The sequence below is a fragment of the Nonlabens sp. SCSIO 43208 genome, from assembly GCF_050703575.1.
GTDB classification, from domain to species: Bacteria; Bacteroidota; Bacteroidia; order Flavobacteriales; family Flavobacteriaceae; genus Nonlabens; species Nonlabens tegetincola.
In genome coordinates, this window is the sequence record NZ_CP065365.1 from 476,302 (window position 1) to 497,128 (window position 20,827).

Sequence of the window (20,827 nt, forward strand, 5' to 3'; positions counted from 1 at the left end):
TTATCTAATAATCATCAATTTAGCAACCGTCGTTTCTATGTTATCATCGGTTGAAATGAGAAGTAAATAAACGCCACTAGCAACTTTTACTCCACCAAAATTGCGTTGATCCCAGGTAATGCTTCCACCTTGTGAAACTTCCTCGTATACTAGATTACCTTCTACATCGGTAATTTTTACCCGTGCACGATCTGTCAATCCATCAATAGTGACATTACCATTGAATCCTGGTCTAACCGGATTAGGGAAAACGAAAACATTTTCTAAATTTTCTCTAGGTTCACTAGAACGATCACCTTGAAAAGCTACAATACCGTTGTTCGTTGCAAAATATACTTTACCTGTAGCACCATCTATTGCAATATCATTAATCACATCACTAGGTAATGGAGAGTTTTCCTTTGTAAATTGAAAAATTGTTTCCCTCCCACTAGGAGAAAACAGGAAAGCACCTGATCCTGCGGTAGCTATCCACTTTCTATTGTTTCCATCTATTTCTATGTCCAAAATGGTCACACCATCTAACAACTCTCTAGGAATATTGTTTGAATCCTCTATAACTATTGGTCTAGCATCAGTCACTTGATCTTCAAAAATACTATTAGCATTAAACAATACTCTTAAACCTAGATTTGAGCCTATCCAAAGTGCATTATTTTGATCCAGTCGTACAGCACTTACATAATTATTTACCAAGTTACCTTCTTGAATATTCTCATTTAAATTCCCAAAGGTTCCATCAGTTGGATTATAAGCATATAATCCGGCTCCTGTGGTACCAAAAAACAAATTACCTGTACTAGACACATCTATTTTTGTAGCGCTGGTTAATTCTAATTCTCCAGGATAAGGCACCGAAAAATCAACGGCAGTCCAATTATCTGTAGGAGATTTTCTATTAATAGTAGTATTGGTAATAGAATTAAGAACCCATAAATCACCAGAACTATCAAATACACTGCTAGGAATTCTTGTACCGTTATTTGGGTTTCCTCCAATTTGAGTCATTGATGTATTACTCTCAGTAAATTGTTGTACCGCAACATCATCTGTAAATTCAATAAGGCCGTCAATCATTGAATTCAAATAGACTTGATTTGTATTTGACGGGTTTATTGTAATACTTGCGATAGAACGAGCGTTTAAAACATCGTCAAATTCATGATTAATCCAAGACTCATTCACTAGGTGAGAGACACCAAATGATTCTAGTGGAAACGGATTATAAAAAATATCATAGTCGCCATAGGCTACCCATAATTCATTAGGAACAGCACTTATCGAGAAAGCAGAATTTCTTGATGGTCCATCAGCAAGAACTTGTTGTGCAGTTATAATATTTGATTGGTCAAAAATCAACATACCGTTATTTTGCGTTCCTAAATAAAATTGAGAAGCATCAATCACACCTGCATTGTAATTAAAAGATTCTCCATTTACCAGATCAATAGTACTTACTATATTCAAGTTAGTATCATAAAGAAACGATCTATTATTCCCTACAAATAAAATAGTAGAATCTATAGTATCGACATCTTTAACCGGTTGAGGCACTCTAATTCCTGTAGATACTAATGAAGATCCGTTATATCTAAATATGAATCTACCTTCAGTCACGGCGTAAATTTCACTATCAAACGGAAAAACCTCAACCCAAACATCACCGTTTGTCTGGGTCCAATTTGCAAAATCAATTAAAAAAGGATTTGTGATATCGGCAATTCTAAATCCTCCATCCTGTGTAGCTGCAAAAAGCGTGTTATTTGATACTGCTATAGAATTTACCTGTATTTGACTTCCATTATCTCCTATAAAGTATGTGTCATCAAACTCTAGGTCTTCAAGATTATAAATTGCAATACCAAAGTTTGTCGCGATGTAAAGCAAATCACCTCGCTCAAGAAATTCATTGACTCTTTTATTTTCTTGAGAGATTATTGCTTTGTCTCTTATAGCTACCTCGGTAGTGATATCTCCAGTAGACTCTACAATCTGTAACAATCCATTTTCAAATGCGATCACTAGCACATCCTTATCCTCACTATAAAATATTTGACTAATTCGTTCACCACTCAAACCATTGATAGTAGTGATAGTTGAGATTTCCCCTGAAGCTATATTGTACGTAAAAATTGAATTGGAAGCAGCTGCATAGATGACTTCATCAGTACGTTCTAGATCTATAATTTCATTAAATGAGAAAAAACCTTCCCATGAATTTTCGAAGTTTTGAGCCTGAAGCCTAATAGACAATACAATCAGTAAACTAAAAAAGAAATATTTCATATAGAAAGGATAACGCTATTTTTAAACCTTGCGTATTTATTTATACAAAAATAGGTATAAGAAAAAAACCCTGAACCATTGCTGGTAAAGGGTTTTAAAATTTATGATTTGAATAACGCTTTCGCGAAAGCGTAATCACTAAAAGCGATGTTATTAAACCACGCCTTGTGCTAGCATTGCATCAGCAACTTTTACAAAACCTGCGATGTTTGCTCCTTTTACATAGTCTACAAAACCGTTTTCATCTTTACCGTATTCAACACATTGTTCGTGAATACTGTTCATGATGTCTTTCAGCTTGTTGTCTACCTCTTCTTTAGTCCAGTTGTATCTCATTGAATTTTGAGACATTTCTAGTCCTGAAGTTGCAACACCACCGGCGTTACTTGCTTTTCCTGGTGAAAAAAGGATTTTATTATCAAGAAATACTTCAATAGCTTCTGGAGTACAAGGCATGTTTGCACCTTCACCTACTGCTTTACATCCATTCTCAACAAGTGTTTTTGCCTCGTCACCGTTTAACTCGTTTTGAGTAGCACATGGTAAGGCGATATCACACTTAACACTCCATGGACGATCTCCTTCATGGAAGGTAGCATTTGTGTACTTATCAGTATATTCTTTTATACGACCTCTCTTGTTATTTTTAAGGTCCATAATGAATTCTAGCTTTTCTGTATCTATACCGTCTTCATCGTAAATATATCCACCTGAATCTGACATAGCTACTACCTTACCACCTAATTCTAGAATCTTCTCGGCAGCAAACTGTGCTACATTTCCAGAACCAGAAATCACTACAGTTTTTCCTTCGATTTTATCATTTTGAGTAGCTAGCATGTTTTGAGTAAAATATACGTTACCGTATCCTGTAGCTTCTGGGCGCATAAGCGATCCACCATAAGACAAACCTTTACCAGTAAGAACACCTGTAAACTCGTTACGTAATTTCTTATAGTATCCAAATAGGTAACCGATTTCTCTTGCTCCTACTCCAATATCTCCAGCAGGCACGTCAGTATCTGCTCCTATAACGCGTTGTAGTTCTACCATAAAGCTTTGACAAAAACGCATTACCTCACGGTCTGATTTTCCTTTTGGGTTAAAATCAGAACCACCTTTACCACCACCCATAGGTAATGTTGTAAGGCTATTTTTAAATACTTGTTCAAAAGCAAGAAACTTAAGTATACTAAGATTTACTGATGGGTGAAATCTTAATCCACCTTTGTATGGTCCAATAGCACTATTCATTTGAATACGGTAACCACGGTTTACATGTACATTACCTTGGTCATCGGTCCACGGCACTCTAAACATGGTTACACGCTCTGGCTCTGCCATACGTTCAAGTAAATTATCTACTTGGTACTTTGGGTTTTTTTCGATGAATGGGATTACAGCCTCTGCAACTTCAGTCACAGCTTGAATGAATTCTGGCTCATTAGGATTTTTACTCTCTATAAGGTCAACAAATTCTTGAACTTTTTTTTCCATTATTGATATATAAATACGTTTAAGAAAACGTTTTCGTTAACGATGCAAATATAGGATAGTCCATTTACGTGAATGCATTTTTAGGTTATTTTTAGGTATGCGAGCATAATAAAAAGTAATAAGGATTGTAGTTCGTCTATGGGATAGGTTATGTTTGATTGATATTTGCGCTGTGAAAGCCTAATTAACTCATAAAGTGGTATATATTTTTATATATTTGACGCTTTACAAAGTCTTCCTACATGACACCAAGTATTAAGAAAATTCTAGTCCTTCTTCTATTTGTAACATCATTGCAAAGTATAAATGCTCAATTGGGATTCTCTCACGAACTAGGTTTTATAACTGGACCTGTTGCTTTTCAAAGTGATTATGGAGAACGATATGATTTTGACACTAACTCAGGTAATGTAGGTATAGGTGTAGGACTGGTACATTACATAAATTTTGCATATCGAGCAGACTGTAATTGTTATAGTCGCGACACATACTGGAATGATCATTTTAAAATAAGAAGTGAGGCTAGTTATCACGTTACCACTCTTAACCATTTAAGTGAGCTAGCTGACAGACCATCAATAGCTGGTTTACAATTGCGCTCAATGGAAGGTAAAGCTAGAGTGTTTGAAATAGGAGCCCATTTAGAATGGTTTCCTTGGAGTATAAGAGATTTTCAATCTGGAAGCCCAAAGGTGGCTCCATATTTAGGTTTCGGCGCACATTATGTAAGTTATAGACCAGAAGCTACAAGTTCCCTAGGACCCTTAAACAATCCTATTACAACGTATCCAACTTTTTTAGATCGTATAGATACATCGCAAGGTAGTGCTATTGCGCTAGTAGGTGATATAGGAATGAGATATAAACTTGGACCATTAAGTGACTTATTAATCTCTTCAAAATGGCATTATTATGTTAATGATAACTACGTTGACGGTCTAAGTCCTTTAAACGAGAACAACCGTGCCAATGATTGGATATGGTGGTTTAATGTAGGATATATTTTGTATCTATAATTTTAGAAAACCTGTAATCTAAAAACGATTAACGCTCTAATTCAATATTAGGATCCCAAAACACCGCATCAAGGTTTTGGACTTGATCATCAATAATATCTAGCCCTTCATTTTCTAATAATTGTTGCATAAGGTTTGTACCAGGAAAATGGTGTTTACCTGTAAGAACACCGTTACGATTCACCACTCGTTGCGCTGGCACATCATCTTGTGTGTGACTGCTATTCATTGCGTATCCAACTACCCTACTACTGCGAGGCGCTCCTAAAAATCTAGCAATAGCACCATAACTAGTAACCCTACCTACTGGTATTTGCCTTACCACATCGTACACCTTATTAAAAAAATCGTCTTTAGAAGATGTCATCTCTCATTTTAATAAGTGAAACCAGTGCTATCAAAAATGTCAATCCACTTAACAAATAATTGATATTTCTCGCAAAATTCACACTATCAAACCCGAACTTCTTGACATACTTCACATAGGCCAACAACATTAAAAAAGTCCCTAGACAAGCTCCAAATATGAAAAAATGAGCAGTAGGTGATTCAAATTTGAATAAATCTCTATCAGCCAAAAAAGAACTAAACCCTATATAAAAAGGAATAGGAAATACATTAAGTGTAGAAAGAATAATACCATGACCTAATAACTTATAGCCAGATTTTTCAACTGCCTTTACTTCAGTAGCTGTATCTAATCTAGCTTTAATAAAAAAGAAAATAGATAAAGCAAAGAATGCAATAATAGCAAACCGTTCTAGAGCAATTAGCACTTGTTGATTATCCGTAAGAAGCTTTGAAAAAAACACACCTACATAGACCTGGGCCACAACAACTAGTGAAGCTCCTACACAAAATAAAACCGCAGCTCTACGACCTTGATTAACACTAATTTTTGCTGCAGTCAGATTTAATAATCCTGGTGGAATAACACCTATAAATCCAACTGAAAAACCAAAAACAAAGTGCCAAAACGAATCCATTACTTAATCTTAAATTTCAAATAAGTAATAGGCTTTCCTACTTCTAAGTATTGTTTTTCATAAAAGGTTTGTGTAGATACTACCTCTTCAGGAGCCTCAGTATTTGAGTAAATATCATGATGAGCATAAAGAATTTCATCACCACGACCATGTAACAATCCTATGGTGTAGCCATGCATAAACTCTGAATCCGTTTTCAAGTGCATCACACCGTCTTCCTGTAAAACATGCTTGTACTTGGCTAGAAAAGCATCATTTGTCATGCGGTGCTTAGTTCGTTTGTATTTAATTTGAGGATCTGGAAATGTAATCCAGATTTCTGCTATTTCCGCTTTCGCGAAAGCGCAATCTACTAATTCAATTTGAGTACGTAAAAAAGCTACGTTATCTAATCCTTCTTCCAGAGCAGTCTTTGCACCACGCCAAAATCTAGCTCCTTTTATATCGATACCAATAAAATTACGATCTGGATATTTTCTTGCTAGTGCAAGAGTGTATTCACCTTTACCACAACCTAATTCAAGAGTTATGGGTTTATCATTACCGAAGTGTTCATTCCACCTTCCTTTAAGAGTAAAATTGTTTAACATTTCATCCCTAGTAGGCTGAATTACATTGTCAAAGGTCTCATTTTCTTTAAATCTCTTAAGCTTATTTTTACTTCCCAAATACAATAATTTAAAGGTTACTTAATGCCTACAAAGATATCAGATTCCAACTGTTAGGTATCTTTGATTCGTGCGAAATTACAAAAACATACTTGTTGCTCCACTTAATTGGGGATTAGGTCATGCCACTAGATGTATACCTATTATCAATGCGATTATTGATAATGGGGACAGACCAATTATAGCAAGTGATGGCGACGCACTTAACCTGCTGAAAAAGGAATTTCCAACTTTAACGTTTATCGAGTTGCCATCCTATGAGATATCCTATCAAAACGAGCGAGGATCTCTTAAGTTGAAATTGATCAAGGATTCTCCTAGAATATGGCAAGCTATAAGATCTGAACATAAAGCATTGCAGCACCTGATTATCAAGTATAAACTAGACGGAATAATTTCAGACAATAGATTAGGGCTTTATACTAATCTAATTCCTACTGTATTTATCACTCATCAATTGCAGGTTTTATCTGGAGGAACCACTTGGTTAAGTACACAACTGCACTTACACTATATTAAGAAGTTTGATCAATGCTGGATTCCTGATGTTAAATCTTATCCTAACTTAAGTGGGAAATTAAGCTATAATGAGGATAGTGATTTAAAGAAAATCTATTTGGGTCCACTATCTCGTTTTGTACCAAACAACGTTCAAAGTCACACCTATGACTTAATGGTCTTACTATCTGGGCCAGAACCACAGAAATCAATTCTAGAACGTCGTTTAAAAAAAGAGTGTGAAAAGTTTAATGGTAAGGTCCTTTTTATTTCTGGTAAGGTAGAAAAAGAACAGACTATTGTTAAAAGTGGACACATTACTTATTGCAACTACCTAGATACACAGGGATTACAGAAGGCCTTTGACAGAAGTAAATTAATTTTATCACGTAGTGGTTATACCACCGTAATGGATTTACAAAAATTAAAAAAGAAGGCTTTTTTCATCCCAACACCAGGTCAATTTGAGCAAGAATACCTCGCAGAACATTTACAAAAAGCTGGATTTGCTCCTTATTGCAATCAGGATGAGTTTGACATCAATATGCTTAAAATGGTAGATGAATATAAAGGACTAGTTGAGAGTTATTCTTCAACTACTTCAATATCTTCTAGCCTAGACGAAGCTTTTTCTAGAGTAAATGAAAACTCAGAACCGATTCCTAATTCACTGTCAACGTAGATGCTTTCTCGATGAGCGTCGATAATATGTTTAACAATAGCAAGTCCTAAACCAGAGCCTCCTTCTTTACGAGAACCCGTTCGGTCAACCCTAAAGAAGCGCTCAAATAACCTAGGAACAAACTCCTTGTCAATACCTTCACCATTATCAGTCACTCTAATAATCACCTTGTTATTTACTAGATCTTCTATAGCAATCTCAGTAGTTCCATTGTTTCTCCCATACTTGATGCTGTTTACAATCAAATTAGCAATTACTTGCTGAATACGTTCTTGATCGGCTCTTACCATTATTGGTGAATCGTAATTCATATCTAGTGCAAGCGTAATATTTTTTTTACCTGCCTTCATTTCGAACTGATCAAAGACTTGTTTTATCAAGGCAACAATATCAAATTCTTTTTTATCCAACGACATATCACCTACCTCTAGTCGAGTGATCATATCCATGTCATTAATAATATAAGTAAGACGCTCTACTCCTTTTTGAGCTCGTTGCAGGTATTTTTTCCTAATAACCTTGTCTTTATGAGCGCCATCCAAAAGGGTGTCAATATAGCCTTGAATAGTAAATAACGGAGTTTTAAGCTCATGAGAGATATTACCTAGAAACTCTTTACGATAATTCTCACGCACCTTTAAAGTTTCGATTTCTATTTTTTTCTTACGAGCAAATTTTTCAACTTGATTTTTCAAGGTCCTCATATCGGTAGTCACCGGTTGCTCGATAAGAGAAGTGGATTCTAAAATACTTATCTCATCATATATTTTTTGAATACTCTTGTAAATGTATTGCTGGGCCCTGTATTGAACGACCAAAAAAGAAATAACAAAAAGTAAAAATGGAAATACAATACAAAATACAAGAGGTAATTCTGGATGAAAGAGAATCTCGTATAAAATAATAAGAATAGCTGCAATACTGCTTATAAATAAAGATGATCTAAAAGCAAACCTATAACTCTTTCTATTTTGAGAAATTGGATTGTTATTTGACATATTTATAGCCTACTCCTTTTACGGTTTTAAAGCTCTTCTCTCCTAGTTTTTCTCTTAATTTCCTAATGTGAACATCTATAGTGCGTCCTCCAACTACAACCTCATTTCCCCAAACGACATCAAGAATTTCTTCTCTTTTAAACACTTTACCCGGATTACTTGTAAGCAAAGACAATAATTCAAACTCCTTTCTAGGTAGAATCATTTCTTCCTTCTTGTAAAAGATTTTGTATTGATCTTTATCGATTACTAAATCACCAAGTTTTACCACATTTTCATCAGACTCAACTTCCTTTATTTTTCTTCTAAGTAATGACTTTACCTTACTTATAAGTAATCTAGGTTTAACGGGTTTTGTAATATAATCATCGGCACCTGCATCAAATCCAGCTATCATAGAGAAGTCCTCGCCTCGAGCAGTGAAAAAGGTAATGATAGAATTATCCAATTCAGGAATTTTTCTCATTTTTTCACAAGCTTCAATCCCATCCATAATAGGCATCATAACGTCTAGTATGATAAGATCCGGCTTCTTTTTCTTGGCTTTTTTAACACCTTCATCGCCGTTCTCTGCTGTGTAAACCTGATATCCTTCATTCTTAAGATTATAACCAACAATTTCTAGGATATCTGGTTCATCATCTACTATTAAAATCTTCTCTTTTAAGTCTTTCATGTTGAATTGTAAGTAAAGTTCGAAATTATATCGAATGGTTTAAAAGCGTTTTAAGGTTGTGTTAGGTTTAGGTTAATTTAAACCACGTGGAAAATTACAATTATTATAGCAGACTTGAAATGAGGAAGTTTGGAAAGAATTTCTTTCAAATGTTATCTTAATATTAAATCCTAGATTATCAAACAGATACCTTAATTAATCGTGGTATCTTTGCACAAAATTTATATCAATTATGAAACAAATTTACTTTTTAGTAGCCTTATTTGCTGCTTCTTTTTCTTTTGCTCAACAACCTATTATTACATCAATAATGGACGGTACCTGTTCAGGTGGTACTCCTAAATTAATTGAGATCTATGCTGATGGAACAGTTGATTTCACACAGTATACTTTAGAAAAATCTGCAAATGGTGGTGCTTTCGGTTCTCCTTTTGACCTAAGCGTTTTTGGAACTAGAACAGATTCATTTGTCTACGTGTACTCAGGTACCGAGGCTACCTTAAATTTGGAATTTCCAAATATTCCTGCAACTGATTATGCTAGCGCCAGTGCTGCAAACAACAATGGAGATGATGCTATTCGTATTATTGAAACTGTAAGTACAAATGTGGTAGACACATACGGTACTATGGTTGATGGTACCGGAGAAACTTGGGAATATCTAGACTCTTATGCAAAAAGAGTTGATGGCACTGGTCCAGATGCTACTTTTAATCAAGCAAACTGGAATACTACTGCCCCTAACACTCTAGATAATCAGTGTGGTACAACAACTTTTGAATCTATCATCAATGTAGGGTCTTATACCACTACTGCAAATACTAACCCAACATTGAGTATTACTGCTCCTGCAAATGGAAGTACAGTAACTAGCAATGTAGATGTTTCATTTGTGGTAACCAATTTTAACGTAGCATCAGCTGGTGGTGATGGTTATGTTCAATATGAATTAGACAACAACGGCTTTGTTGATAAATTCGACACTACAGATATTTCATTTACAAGTTTAAGTCCTGCTACTTATACCGTAACAATTCAACTAGTAGATAATGTAGGTGCTCCTTTAAATCCTGCTGTTTCTCAATCAGTAAGCTTTACAGTTCCAGGTGCTCAACAAGTTCAAGACCTTGCTGCATTAAGAGCAATAAGCCTTCCTACTTCTGATGTTATTACTGTTGCCGGAGAAGTAATAATTACTCATACTGAAGGTTTTAGAAACCAAAAATGGATACAAGACGCGACTGCTGGTGTTTTAATTGATGATAATTCTGGTATTATTACAACAGCTCTAGTAAGAGGTGATGGAATCACAGGAGTTACAGGTACTCTTAGTGAATTCAATGGACTACTTCAATTCACTCCAACTGTAGACACTGGCGCTCCAACGAGCACAGGAAACACAGTTGCTCCAGAAATAGTTACTCTTGCTCAATTAAACGCAAACCCAGAAGACTACGAATCTGAAATTGTACAAATTGATAATGTTACTTTTGACAATGCAGATGGTACTCTAGCATTTTCAAACGGTGACGAGCAACCTATTTCTGTTGGAATGGACAGTTTTTCTCATAGAGCTCTTTTCAATGTAGATTACATAGGATCAATATACCCTACACAACCTACAAGCCTTATTGGTTTTATTACTCAAAGAAGTAATGGTTACCACATTCAAGCTAGAGATCTTACTGATATCACTATCCTTTCTAACGATACGATTGACTCAGTAGATTTCAACATTTATCCTAATCCTAACAGTACTGATAAATTATTTATCAATACTTCAAACGGACAACCAGTTAACGTAACTGTATACAGCACATTAGGACAACAGATAATTAATGTACAGAATGTTACAAGAGAATTAAACATTTCTAGTCTTGATGCTGGTCTTTATATCGTAAGAATTTCTCAAGATGAAGTTTCTCAAACTCGTAAACTAATCGTTAAGTAAACTACGATCACATTATAGAATAAAAAGCACTGCGATACGCAGTGCTTTTTTATTTTTGCCTTTAATATGAATACTACAAGAAAAAATCCTTTTACCATAAAAGACCATAAGGAATTTAATGAACAATGTATTCATCAATTCAATTATCAGTACAACAACAATCCCGTTTATAAAAGGTACTGTAATTACCTCTTAGGAAATAAACAAGTTCACCAGATAGAGGAAATACCGTTTTTACCTATTGAATTTTTCAAAACTCATGATGTGGTAATTACAGGAAAACAAATACAACAAACATTTACAAGTTCTGGTACAACAGGCAGCACAGTCTCAAGACATCTAGTACATTCGATAGAAGATTATCACAGTAGTCTAGATCTATCTTTCAAAGAAGTATATGGCAATATTGAAGATTATGTAGTTCTTGGCCTCTTACCGCATTATCTAGATCGCACTGGCTCGTCTCTAGTACACATGGTTAACAGATGGATCCAACAAAGTAAACATGAGAAAAGCGGCTTCTATTTAAGAAACATGGAAGACCTCATTATAATCCTTCAAGAATTAAAGGATAAAAAAGTAATATTAATTGGTGTTACGTTTGCTCTTTTACAACTCGCTGAAATGTGCCCGATGGATTTGCCTAATACAATAATCATTGAAACTGGAGGAATGAAAGGCATGAGAAAGGAAATTATTAAGTCTGAACTTCATGACATACTAAAGAACTCTTTCTCAAAGGCTCAAATTCACAGTGAGTATGGAATGACAGAATTACTGTCACAAGCATATTCATCTGATGGTAGGCTATTTAAAACTCCAAATTGGATGCGTGTATCTGCCAGGCAACTCAATGATCCGTTGAGTAGTCAAGATTACGGCAAGACAGGTGGCTTAAACATTATCGACCTTGCTAATTATTATTCTTGTAGTTTTATTGCTACCCAAGATCTAGGAAAGGTTTACCAGGACGGTACCTTTGAAGTTCTTGGTAGGTTTGACCACAGCGATATTAGAGGCTGTAACCTTATGGCTACTACCTAACGATGAATAGGATTATAACCTAGGTATTTTGTTTCGCTTTCGCGAAAGCGAATATCATAAGACTCTAATTCTTTTAAAATTGGTTCGTAAACAGAACTGCAAATTGGAATTTGCACACCTGGATTTGTAATTTCTTTATCAAGTATTTTTAACGTAGCAATTGCAACTGGTAATCCCACTGTTTTGGCCATTGCTGTTTTATAGTCACCTTCACCCAGACAAACCGTGGTACTATCTATTTGTTTGCGCTCACCATCAAGTTCATATCCAAATTTGTGATACATAACTATCATGTCCTTTTCACCTTCCTCCAAGGTCCAAGAATCCTGTAAAATATATTGAAGAATTTGTGCAGGAGTTGCATTTTTTAGACTTATCATTTTAGTAGAACTAAAAAGATCTAGCTCTAATAGTTTATCCCACATTATATCATCTTGATCAATTTTAAGCTCATTGCGCATTTTGAGCTCTACGCTATCAGTTGGTGAATACGGTAAAAAGCTATTTACAAAATCTCGATAAGACATGTTTTCAGAACCTTCCATGACGTAAGTATCATCGGTCATTCCCAGTTGGACAAACATATTCCAAGCCCTACTAAACCCTACTCTTCTCATTGTACCACGATATAGAGTAAGAACGTCGTCTAAGCCATAAATTTCACGATAATGCAAGCTATTGCGGTTTGCATAAGCTTCAAACCTTCCATAATCTTCTACATCAAGAAACTCGGTTCTCCTAAAAAGTCGGTTATAGGGTATGTATTTGTAAGTTCCTTCTTGTATAAATTTTGCAGCACCACCTTGACCAGCAGTGACCACATTTCTAGGATTCCACGTGAACTTGTAATTCCATAAATTATCATCATGTTCTGGCGCAACTAATCCACCAGTAAACGATTCAAAAAGCAACATTTTTCCACCTTGTTTTTTGATTTTATCGATAACCTGCATGGCGCTCATATGATCAATTCCTGGGTCAACACCAATCTCATTCATGAACACAAGTCCCTTTTTCACCACATCATCGTGAAGTTCTTGCATTTCTTCACTCACATAACTTGCGGTAACCATATTTTTCTCGAGCTTCAAACAATCCTTTGCCACTTCAATATGAAATCTAGCTGGCAACATAGACACAACGATATCAGCCTTTTCAATTTGCGTCTTTCTATCTGCGGCATTAAAAACATCTAGCGCTATCGCCTCACAGTTTTTATGCCCGTGAGTCAACCTCAATGCCTGGTCTATATCCTTATCACCTACAGTGATAAACAATTGATGAGTTTCAGATTTTTCTTTTAAATAATCTAATAGGACACCTGTTGATTTTCCTGCTCCGATTACTAAGATATGACGCATATGAGTTGTAATTTTAGACCAAAGTACATAGATAATAATCAAAAGAAAATTTTGTGAGAAAGAATTTTTTAGTCACAGGAAGTGTATTTATCCTTATCGGAGTGATACTAGGAGCATTAGGTGCGCATGCTTTAAAAGAAGCACTTACACCAGAACAATTGGCAAGTTTTGAAACAGGAGTTAGATACCAAATCTACCACGGATTTGCTTTATTAATTATGAGTTTAATCGATCAAGCAACCGCTACTCACAAAAAAACAGTTTATTATTTATTCACGGTAGGAACCATTTTCTTCTCATTGAGTATTTACTTACTTAGTTTACAGGAAATACTGGGAATTACCTTAAAGTTGCTAGGACCAATTACACCAATTGGTGGGCTGCTTTTAATCATAGGATGGGCTGTAAACGTGTACAATTTTTTAAAATTAAAACGTTAAAAAGGTTGTACTACAACGTTATAGTGCGTTACTTTTGCATCAAATTTTAACTCCCAAACCACACAACATGGGTTCAAATACACTAGCTATGAGAACTATCTCACTAGAAAAATGGGGAATCACAGATTCTCAATTACATTACCAACTTGCACCAAAAGATCTGCAAGAAATCTCCGTAGAGCGTTTCAATGGTAAGGAAACTAAAAACGGTACCCTAGCCGTAAACACAGGTGAATTTACAGGACGATCCCCAAAGGATCGTTTTATCGTTAAAGACGATGTAACATCTGACAAAATTTGGTGGGGTGACATCAATATTCCTTTTGAACCGGATCATTTTGATGCTTTATTAGAAAAAGTTACAGCATACCTAAATGGAAAAGAGCTTTTTGTGAGAGATGCTTATGCATGTGCACATGATGACTATAGACTTAATTTACGAGTGATTAATGAATATCCATGGTCTAACATGTTTGCTCACAATATGTTTTTAAGACCTGATGAAAGCGAATTAGACAACTTTGATCCAGAATGGACGGTAATTAACGCTCCAGGATTTATGGCTAATCCTGAGGTTGATCATACCAGACAACACAATTTTGCAATTTTGAATTTTTCAAGAAAAATTGCTTTGATTGGAGGAACAGGATATACAGGTGAAATCAAGAAAGGTATCTTCAGTGCCTTAAACTTCATTCTTCCGGTAGACAAAAATACATTACCTATGCACTGTAGTGCCAATGTAGGTAAGGATGGAAATACAGCAATATTCTTTGGTTTAAGTGGAACAGGAAAAACTACTTTATCGACCGATCCTAATAGAGCGCTTATCGGTGACGATGAGCACGGTTGGACCTCAAACAATGAAGTTTTTAACTTTGAAGGTGGTTGTTATGCCAAGGTCATAAACCTAGACCCAAAGGGTGAACCTGAGATTTATAATGCGATTAAACCAGGAGCTATTTTAGAAAACGTGATTTTCAATGAGGATGGCACCGTTAATTTTGCAGATACTAGTATTACTCAAAACACCAGAGTAAGCTACCCTATTTATCATATTGAAAACATCAAGCAACCATCAAAGGGAAAGAATCCTAAAAATATATTCTTCCTTACAGCAGATGCTTTTGGTGTGTTACCTCCAATTTCAAAACTTACGCCAGGACAAGCTGCATACCACTTTATTAGTGGATATACTGCAAAGGTAGCTGGTACTGAAGCTGGAGTAAATGAACCACAACCTAGTTTCTCAGCTTGTTTTGGAGCTCCTTTTATGCCTTTACATCCAACTAAGTATGCTGAAATGTTGAGCGCCAAAATGAAGGAAACTGGCACCAATGTTTGGCTAGTGAACACTGGATGGACTGGTGGTCCTTATGGAGTTGGCCACAGAATGAAGCTTAAATATACAAGAGCGATGATTACCGCAGCCCTTGACGGAAGTTTAGAAGAGGCAAATAAAGACAATTATCACATACACTCTATGTTTGGCGTGGCGCAACCTAGAACATGCCCTAACGTGCCTGACGAAGTTTTAAGCCCGAGAAAATCATGGAACAATGATGAAGGTTATTATAAGACCGCACATAAATTAAGAGATTACTTTATGAATAACTTCAAAAAATTTGAAAGTTATGCTAGTGAAGAAATCCTTGCTGGTGGTCCACCAGTAATTAGTGAATAACACAATTAAAAAAGGCTTCTCAATGAGAAGCCTTTTTTGTTTTTATTAAGTTTCGCTTTCGCGAAAGCGAAAACTCTACCTTTTATTTTCCTTTAATATAATTCTCGATCGCCATTGACATAGACGGCGATTCTGGAGTAGGTGCCTGAATATCTATTCGAAGACCTTTTTCTTGCGCTGCTTTCATCGTAGTGTTACCAAAAACAGCAATACGAGTTTTATCCTGTACAAAGTCAGGGAAATTCTTGAACAAACTCTCTATACCACTTGGACTAAAAAATACTAGAACGTCGTATTTTACATCTGCAAGGTCAGAAAGATCACTAATTACTGTTCTAAAGAAAACAGCACTCTTCCAATTCACTCCTAGCGAATCAAGCTCTCTAGGTACATCATCCTTTAATTTATCAGAACTAGGAACTAAAAAAGATTCGTTTTTATGCTTTTTGATAAGAGGAGTAAGCTCTGCAAAAGTCCTTTTACCTACATAAATTTTACGCTTTCTATAGACTACATATTTTTGCAAGTAATAAGCTACAGCCTCTGACTGACAAAAATACTTTAGAGAGTCTGGAATTTTAAAACGCATTTCTTCAGCAACGCGGAAAAAATGATCAACGGCATTTCTACTAGTAAGGATGATAGCACTAAACTTAGAAAGATCAATTTTTTGTTCTCTTACCTCCTTAGCACTCGCGCCTTCCACGTGAATGAAAGAGCGAAAATCAATCTTCACCTTAGTACGATCTACAAGATTTTGATAAGGTGAGGTTTCAGCCTTTGGTTGTGGCTGTGAAACCAGAATTGTTTTCACTTTGTTGTCCATATGCAATTTCAATTATCCACCCTTAACATACTTATACAAAAGTAAGTAGGGTGCGATTTCAAGGGCGCAAAGGTACAAAATAAAATAAAACCAATTGTTTAAAAGCACCTTCTTTAACTTAACTATAATTAAAATACTGATAAGTATTTCCATGAATACAGCTGTAATTCCCGCTATAACAAGGGTATCGTGCTGCAAACTTTTAAACGCTGCTACAATAGCAAATAAAATGGCAACAATAGCAAACCCGTTTCTCATAAACCACCTATAGTGCCAGCCTAAATAAACAACATCCTCTGTCTTTGTTATTACAGAACAAATTTTTGACACAAAGTATTGAAAACTATAAAACAAGATGATTAAAAGCAGTTTCATTACCCATTCCTTACTTATAAGGTGGTTATCACCCCAAACCAGTTGGGCTATGGTTGTAAGAGCAACAAAATAGCAAATGATTAAGGCTGCATGAATCCACCTGTAAGTTTTAGGCTCGTCCAAGGTTACTTTTATTATTTTGTCATTTATAAAAACAGATAAGTAATCGGTAATTTGAATACTAGACATGTAACGCGCAATCACCACAAAAACGAGTAATGTAGTAAGTACTATAAAAAACCAATCAAAATTTTGTGCGAGTGGACTCATAAGCAAGTGAACACAAAAATAAGCTATTCAACTAGTCGTTTAAAATAGGGTAGAATATTTGAGTATTTTTGCGCCTGCTATATGAAAAAGACATTAGTCATAATACCTACTTATAATGAGATTGAAAATATCTCATCCATTTGTAATGCAGTATTACTTTTAAATGATGACATTCATTTATTAGTCGTAGACGATAATTCACCAGACGGCACTGCAAATGAAGTAAAACAGATCCAGAAAAACTTTGACAATAGACTGCATTTAGAAATTAGAAAAAATAAAGCTGGTCTGGGAACGGCCTATATCCATGGGTTTAAATGGGCTTTAAAAAGAGAATATGACTTTATATTTGAAATGGATGCTGATTTTAGTCATAATCCAGCTGATCTTCCTATTCTTTATGAAGCATGTGCTACACATGGCGCAGACCTTGCCATTGGTAGCCGTTATGTCAAAGGTGTCAACGTGGTTAACTGGCCTATGAGTCGCATATTACTATCTTATTTTGCATCAAAATATGTGAGATTCATAACTGGTATGGATATCCATGACACGACAGCAGGATTCAAATGTTATAAATCAATTTTATTAAGGAAAATTAATTTAGATAAGATTAAATTTGTGGGCTATGCTTTCCAAATTGAACTTAAGTTCAAAGCCTACTTATTGAAAGCAAAAATTGTTGAAATACCAGTCATTTTCACTGACCGCTCAAAAGGTGAATCTAAAATGTCGAAGGGAATAATAAGCGAGGCTATTATTGGTGTAATAGCTATGAAAATAAAGAGTGTACTAGGGAAATTAGAAATATGAAAAAGACTTTAATTAAGAATGCTAAAATTGTCAATGAAGGAACCGTTTTTGAAGGAGACATATTCATTGAAGGTGATACTATTCTTGAAATCGATGAATCAATAAGTGCTAAAGATCCTAACACCATTATTATTGATGCCGAAGGAAAATATGTTCTACCAGGTGTAATTGATGATCAAGTACATTTTAGAGAACCAGGTCTTACTCATAAAGGTAACATCGCTTCAGAAAGTGCTGCTGCTGTAGCTGGTGGTATAACCACCTTTATGGAACAACCTAATACAAAACCACAAACCACCACTATTCCAGAGTGGGAAAATAAAATGGCTATTGCAGCAGCAACTAGTCATGCTAATTATGGTTTTATGTTTGGTGGTACTAATAACAACCTTGATGAAATACTCAAAGTGGACATTAATAGAGTACCTGGTATTAAATTGTTCTTAGGATCATCAACAGGGAATATGCTGGTGAATGACGAGGAAGTTCTTAAAGAAATTTTTTCTAAAGTAAAGCTTAGAATATCGCTACACTGTGAAGATGAAGACACCATAAAAGCAAACTTACAAGAGGCTCTAAATACATATGGTGAAGAAATTCCAATAACCGAACATCCAAAAATACGCAGTGCAGAAGCCTGTTATAAAAGTAGCTCAAAGGCCGTTGAGCTTGCTAAACAAACTGGTGGGAGAATTCACGTTTTTCATTTGTCAACCGGTAAGGAAACCGAGCTTTTTGATAATAAATTACCTATAGAGCAAAAACAAATCACTGCCGAGGTTTGTATACATCACTTGTGGTTTAGTGACGAGGATTACAAAGAAAAAGGAGCGTTTATAAAATGGAATCCTGCGGTAAAAACAAAAAGTGATAGAGATCAATTATGGGAAGCGCTATTGGATGATAGGATTGACGTAATAGCTACAGACCATGCGCCACATACTATTGAAGAAAAATCAAACACTTATACAAACTGCCCTAGTGGTGGTCCTTTAGTCCAACACGCTTTACCAGCCATGTTACAATTTGTACATGAAGGAAAAATCTCTATTGAGAAAGTGGTTGAAAAAATGTGTCACAATCCAGCGAGATTATTTGACATCGAAAAACGTGGCTATATAAGAAAAGGATATAAAGCAGATCTAGTTATTGTAGACACCAATAACCCATGGACTGTCACCAAAGATAACATTCTTGCGAGCTGTGGATGGTCTCCTTTTGAAGGTGTTACCTTTAAAAGTAGAATTTCACATACTATCGTTAATGGTCACATAGCCTATCACAACTTTAAAGTAAGTGCAGAAAGAAATGCCCAAGAATTAAGTTTCAATCGATGAAAAAAATAATTTTCATACTCTTTATCACAATTGTAGGTTGTGTTAACATCAATAAAGTGGAACGTCCAGAATCCTTTCTTGATATTGAGAAGATGTCTGATGTTTTTGCCGACTTGTATTTGATTGAAGGTGCGATAGGAACAAATCGTGATAATTTTATGAAAACGGGCACTCTTCCTACAGCCTATATTTATAAGAAACATCAAATCGACAGTCTTGTATTTAAAGAGAATTTGGAATACTACAACCAAAGACCTGATGAATATATGGAAATGATTGAGCTCACTCAATCTAAATTAAACACCATCAAGGATAGCATTGCAGCACGTCAACAACGTGAAAATAAATTAGGTGAATTAAAAACACCCTTAAACACACTATTAGAAAGGGATAGTATCAATAATTTAAAAGAAGAAAATTAATTTAGATTCTTATAAAAAGTTGTAACCCTTTGTAGGGTTTGATCAAAATGCTTGGTCTCATAATTCGGGAAGACAGCTTTTATTTTATCGTTACTATAATACGTTTCACTAGTGAGACTCTTAATTGTGGCACTAGTTAAACTTGAACCTCCTAACCAGCCTATAGGCTGAGATAGTATAGATAGAAACTGTAAAAACCATGCGCTTAATTTGATATTAGGCTTTTTTACCTTTAAATGACCTGCTATTTGATCAAGAACAGTTTTGTAATTAAGATTGTTAGACACTAGGATAAAACGTTCATTTTCCACATCACTTTCCATTAGATTAACCATGTAATGCACAACATCACGTACATCTATAAAACCACTACTACCCGTAGTATAAAATTTATTCCCGCCAGCTGTTCTAGATATTAACTTACCCGATCCTGAATTAAAATCACCTTCGCCTAGAATAACTCCAGGATTGACAATTATAACCTTAATACCTTCTTGAGTAGCACGCCAGGCCTCCATTTCGGCACCATATTTTGTAATGCCATAATCACTATTAATTCCATCCAAATTAAAGAAGTCTTCCTCGCTAGTTGGTTTTCCTGCTGGAGCATCTCCTAAAGCGGCTATACTACTTACGTGACAAAATTTTTCTACTTTGTGGTGCAATGCTGTATTAATAACATTAGCAGTTCCAGTGACATTTATTTTTTCAAGTTCTTCAAAATTATTTGCTTCAATAGCCGCTGCACAGTGATATACTTGTTTCACATTGTTAAAGACAAGGTTTAAACTAGGCACGTCTAAAATATCAGCCTTTACCCAATTAAAATTCTCAATAAGATGTCCACTTTCTTTGTCGTATGATTCAAAAATGCGGCGTACTTTATCCTTGCTACTCTCTGTTCTAAAAATGGCGATTATTTGTGTTGCGCTTTCGCGAAAGCGATATAACAAATGTCCTCCTAATAATCCAGTTGCTCCTGTGATAAGAATCATGT

General features: G+C 35.3%; 20 protein-coding genes. 9 read left to right on the forward strand and 11 right to left on the reverse strand.

Annotated features, from left to right (window positions below; translation table 11 throughout):
* Nucleotides 1–2,286, reverse strand: coding sequence for a T9SS type A sorting domain-containing protein (locus I5168_RS02390; protein WP_431472335.1), 2,286 nt, complete (start codon nucleotides 2,284–2,286; stop codon nucleotides 1–3).
* Between the two features lie 153 nt (nucleotides 2,287–2,439).
* Nucleotides 2,440–3,783 (reverse strand): NADP-specific glutamate dehydrogenase, encoded by a 1,344-nt coding sequence (gdhA, locus tag I5168_RS02395; RefSeq protein ID WP_167342951.1) that lies wholly within the window; start codon nucleotides 3,781–3,783, stop codon nucleotides 2,440–2,442.
* A 242-nt stretch (nucleotides 3,784–4,025) separates the two neighbouring features.
* On the opposite strand from gdhA, the gene I5168_RS02400 reads away from it, so the two are divergent.
* Nucleotides 4,026–4,799 carry a THC0290_0291 family protein gene (locus tag I5168_RS02400; protein ID WP_105018197.1) on the forward strand — a complete coding sequence of 258 codons (774 nt, stop codon included), beginning with the start codon at nucleotides 4,026–4,028 and terminating at the stop codon, nucleotides 4,797–4,799.
* A gap of 28 nt (nucleotides 4,800–4,827) precedes the next feature.
* On the opposite strand, the gene I5168_RS02405 is transcribed toward I5168_RS02400, so the two are convergent.
* Genes I5168_RS02405 through trmB form a run of 3 tightly spaced genes read right to left on the reverse strand, consistent with a single transcriptional unit; the run spans nucleotide 4,828 to nucleotide 6,453 of the window.
* Nucleotides 4,828–5,166, reverse strand: a complete 339-nt coding sequence (locus tag I5168_RS02405; protein ID WP_431472336.1) for an MGMT family protein — start codon at nucleotides 5,164–5,166, stop codon at nucleotides 4,828–4,830.
* A complete protein-coding gene (locus I5168_RS02410; protein WP_060523280.1) occupies nucleotides 5,153–5,785 on the reverse strand; it encodes a LysE family transporter in 633 nt (210 codons plus the stop codon). Before I5168_RS02410 ends, I5168_RS02405 begins: the two co-directional genes overlap by 14 nt.
* Nucleotides 5,785–6,453: a tRNA (guanosine(46)-N7)-methyltransferase TrmB gene (trmB, locus tag I5168_RS02415; RefSeq protein ID WP_105018195.1), complete on the reverse strand. Its 669-nt coding sequence runs from the start codon at nucleotides 6,451–6,453 to the stop codon at nucleotides 5,785–5,787. Before trmB ends, I5168_RS02410 begins: the two co-directional genes overlap by 1 nt.
* A gap of 70 nt (nucleotides 6,454–6,523) precedes the next feature.
* On the opposite strand from trmB, the gene I5168_RS02420 reads away from it, so the two are divergent.
* On the forward strand, nucleotides 6,524–7,633 hold the full coding sequence (locus tag I5168_RS02420) for a glycosyltransferase (RefSeq protein ID WP_167342948.1): 1,110 nt from the start codon (nucleotides 6,524–6,526) through the stop codon (nucleotides 7,631–7,633).
* Here the strand turns inward: I5168_RS02420 and I5168_RS02425 are convergent.
* Together I5168_RS02425 and I5168_RS02430 are read right to left on the reverse strand one after the other, a co-directional pair.
* Complete coding sequence (locus I5168_RS02425; protein ID WP_105018193.1) at nucleotides 7,537–8,631, reverse strand: sensor histidine kinase; 1,095 nt, start codon at nucleotides 8,629–8,631, stop codon at nucleotides 7,537–7,539. The genes I5168_RS02420 and I5168_RS02425 overlap by 97 nt on opposite strands.
* On the reverse strand, nucleotides 8,621–9,307 hold the full coding sequence (locus tag I5168_RS02430) for a response regulator transcription factor (RefSeq protein ID WP_042276185.1): 687 nt from the start codon (nucleotides 9,305–9,307) through the stop codon (nucleotides 8,621–8,623). The genes I5168_RS02425 and I5168_RS02430 overlap by 11 nt, the downstream gene beginning before the upstream one ends.
* 232 nt (nucleotides 9,308–9,539) lie before the next feature.
* Here I5168_RS02430 and I5168_RS02435 point away from each other — a divergent pair, with 232 nt between their 5' ends.
* Both I5168_RS02435 and I5168_RS02440 read left to right on the forward strand, forming a co-directional pair.
* Entirely contained in the window at nucleotides 9,540–11,258 is a 1,719-nt protein-coding gene (locus tag I5168_RS02435; protein WP_167342946.1) for a T9SS type A sorting domain-containing protein, read from the forward strand.
* A gap of 66 nt (nucleotides 11,259–11,324) precedes the next feature.
* A complete protein-coding gene (locus I5168_RS02440) occupies nucleotides 11,325–12,302 on the forward strand; it encodes an acyl transferase (RefSeq protein WP_431472337.1) in 978 nt (325 codons plus the stop codon).
* Here I5168_RS02440 and I5168_RS02445 read toward each other — a convergent pair.
* The gene (locus I5168_RS02445; protein ID WP_431472338.1) at nucleotides 12,299–13,663 is read right to left on the reverse strand and encodes a saccharopine dehydrogenase family protein; all 1,365 of its coding nucleotides are present in this window, start codon (nucleotides 13,661–13,663) and stop codon (nucleotides 12,299–12,301) included. The genes I5168_RS02440 and I5168_RS02445 overlap by 4 nt on opposite strands.
* Before the next feature lie 53 nt (nucleotides 13,664–13,716).
* Here I5168_RS02445 and I5168_RS02450 point away from each other — a divergent pair, with 53 nt between their 5' ends.
* Entirely contained in the window at nucleotides 13,717–14,103 is a 387-nt protein-coding gene (locus tag I5168_RS02450) for a DUF423 domain-containing protein (protein ID WP_431472339.1), read from the forward strand.
* 88 nt (nucleotides 14,104–14,191) lie between these two features.
* Nucleotides 14,192–15,787: a phosphoenolpyruvate carboxykinase (ATP) gene (gene pckA / locus I5168_RS02455; RefSeq protein ID WP_410505428.1), complete on the forward strand. Its 1,596-nt coding sequence runs from the start codon at nucleotides 14,192–14,194 to the stop codon at nucleotides 15,785–15,787.
* An 82-nt stretch (nucleotides 15,788–15,869) separates the two neighbouring features.
* Here pckA and I5168_RS02460 read toward each other — a convergent pair whose 3' ends face one another.
* Together I5168_RS02460 and I5168_RS02465 are read right to left on the reverse strand one after the other, a co-directional pair.
* On the reverse strand, nucleotides 15,870–16,613 hold the full coding sequence (locus I5168_RS02460) for a uroporphyrinogen-III synthase (RefSeq protein WP_042277252.1): 744 nt from the start codon (nucleotides 16,611–16,613) through the stop codon (nucleotides 15,870–15,872).
* Nucleotides 16,614–16,625: 12 nt separating this feature from the next.
* A complete protein-coding gene (locus tag I5168_RS02465) occupies nucleotides 16,626–17,258 on the reverse strand; it encodes a DUF4271 domain-containing protein (protein ID WP_042276197.1) in 633 nt (210 codons plus the stop codon).
* Between the two features lie 81 nt (nucleotides 17,259–17,339).
* Here I5168_RS02465 and I5168_RS02470 point away from each other — a divergent pair, with 81 nt between their 5' ends.
* From I5168_RS02470 to I5168_RS02480, 3 genes are read left to right on the forward strand one after another with little or no spacing between them, the layout of a single operon-like run.
* Nucleotides 17,340–18,071, forward strand: a complete 732-nt coding sequence (locus tag I5168_RS02470; protein ID WP_431472340.1) for a polyprenol monophosphomannose synthase — start codon at nucleotides 17,340–17,342, stop codon at nucleotides 18,069–18,071.
* Complete coding sequence (locus tag I5168_RS02475; RefSeq protein WP_167342942.1) at nucleotides 18,068–19,408, forward strand: dihydroorotase; 1,341 nt, start codon at nucleotides 18,068–18,070, stop codon at nucleotides 19,406–19,408. Before I5168_RS02470 ends, I5168_RS02475 begins: the two co-directional genes overlap by 4 nt.
* Nucleotides 19,405–19,830 carry a DUF4296 domain-containing protein gene (locus tag I5168_RS02480; protein WP_105018185.1) on the forward strand — a complete coding sequence of 142 codons (426 nt, stop codon included), beginning with the start codon at nucleotides 19,405–19,407 and terminating at the stop codon, nucleotides 19,828–19,830. Before I5168_RS02475 ends, I5168_RS02480 begins: the two co-directional genes overlap by 4 nt.
* Here I5168_RS02480 and I5168_RS02485 read toward each other — a convergent pair.
* A complete protein-coding gene (locus I5168_RS02485; protein WP_431472341.1) occupies nucleotides 19,827–20,825 on the reverse strand; it encodes an NAD-dependent epimerase/dehydratase family protein in 999 nt (332 codons plus the stop codon). The two genes, I5168_RS02480 and I5168_RS02485, sit on opposite strands and share 4 nt — an antisense overlap.
* Between the last annotated feature and the right edge of the window lie 2 nt (nucleotides 20,826–20,827).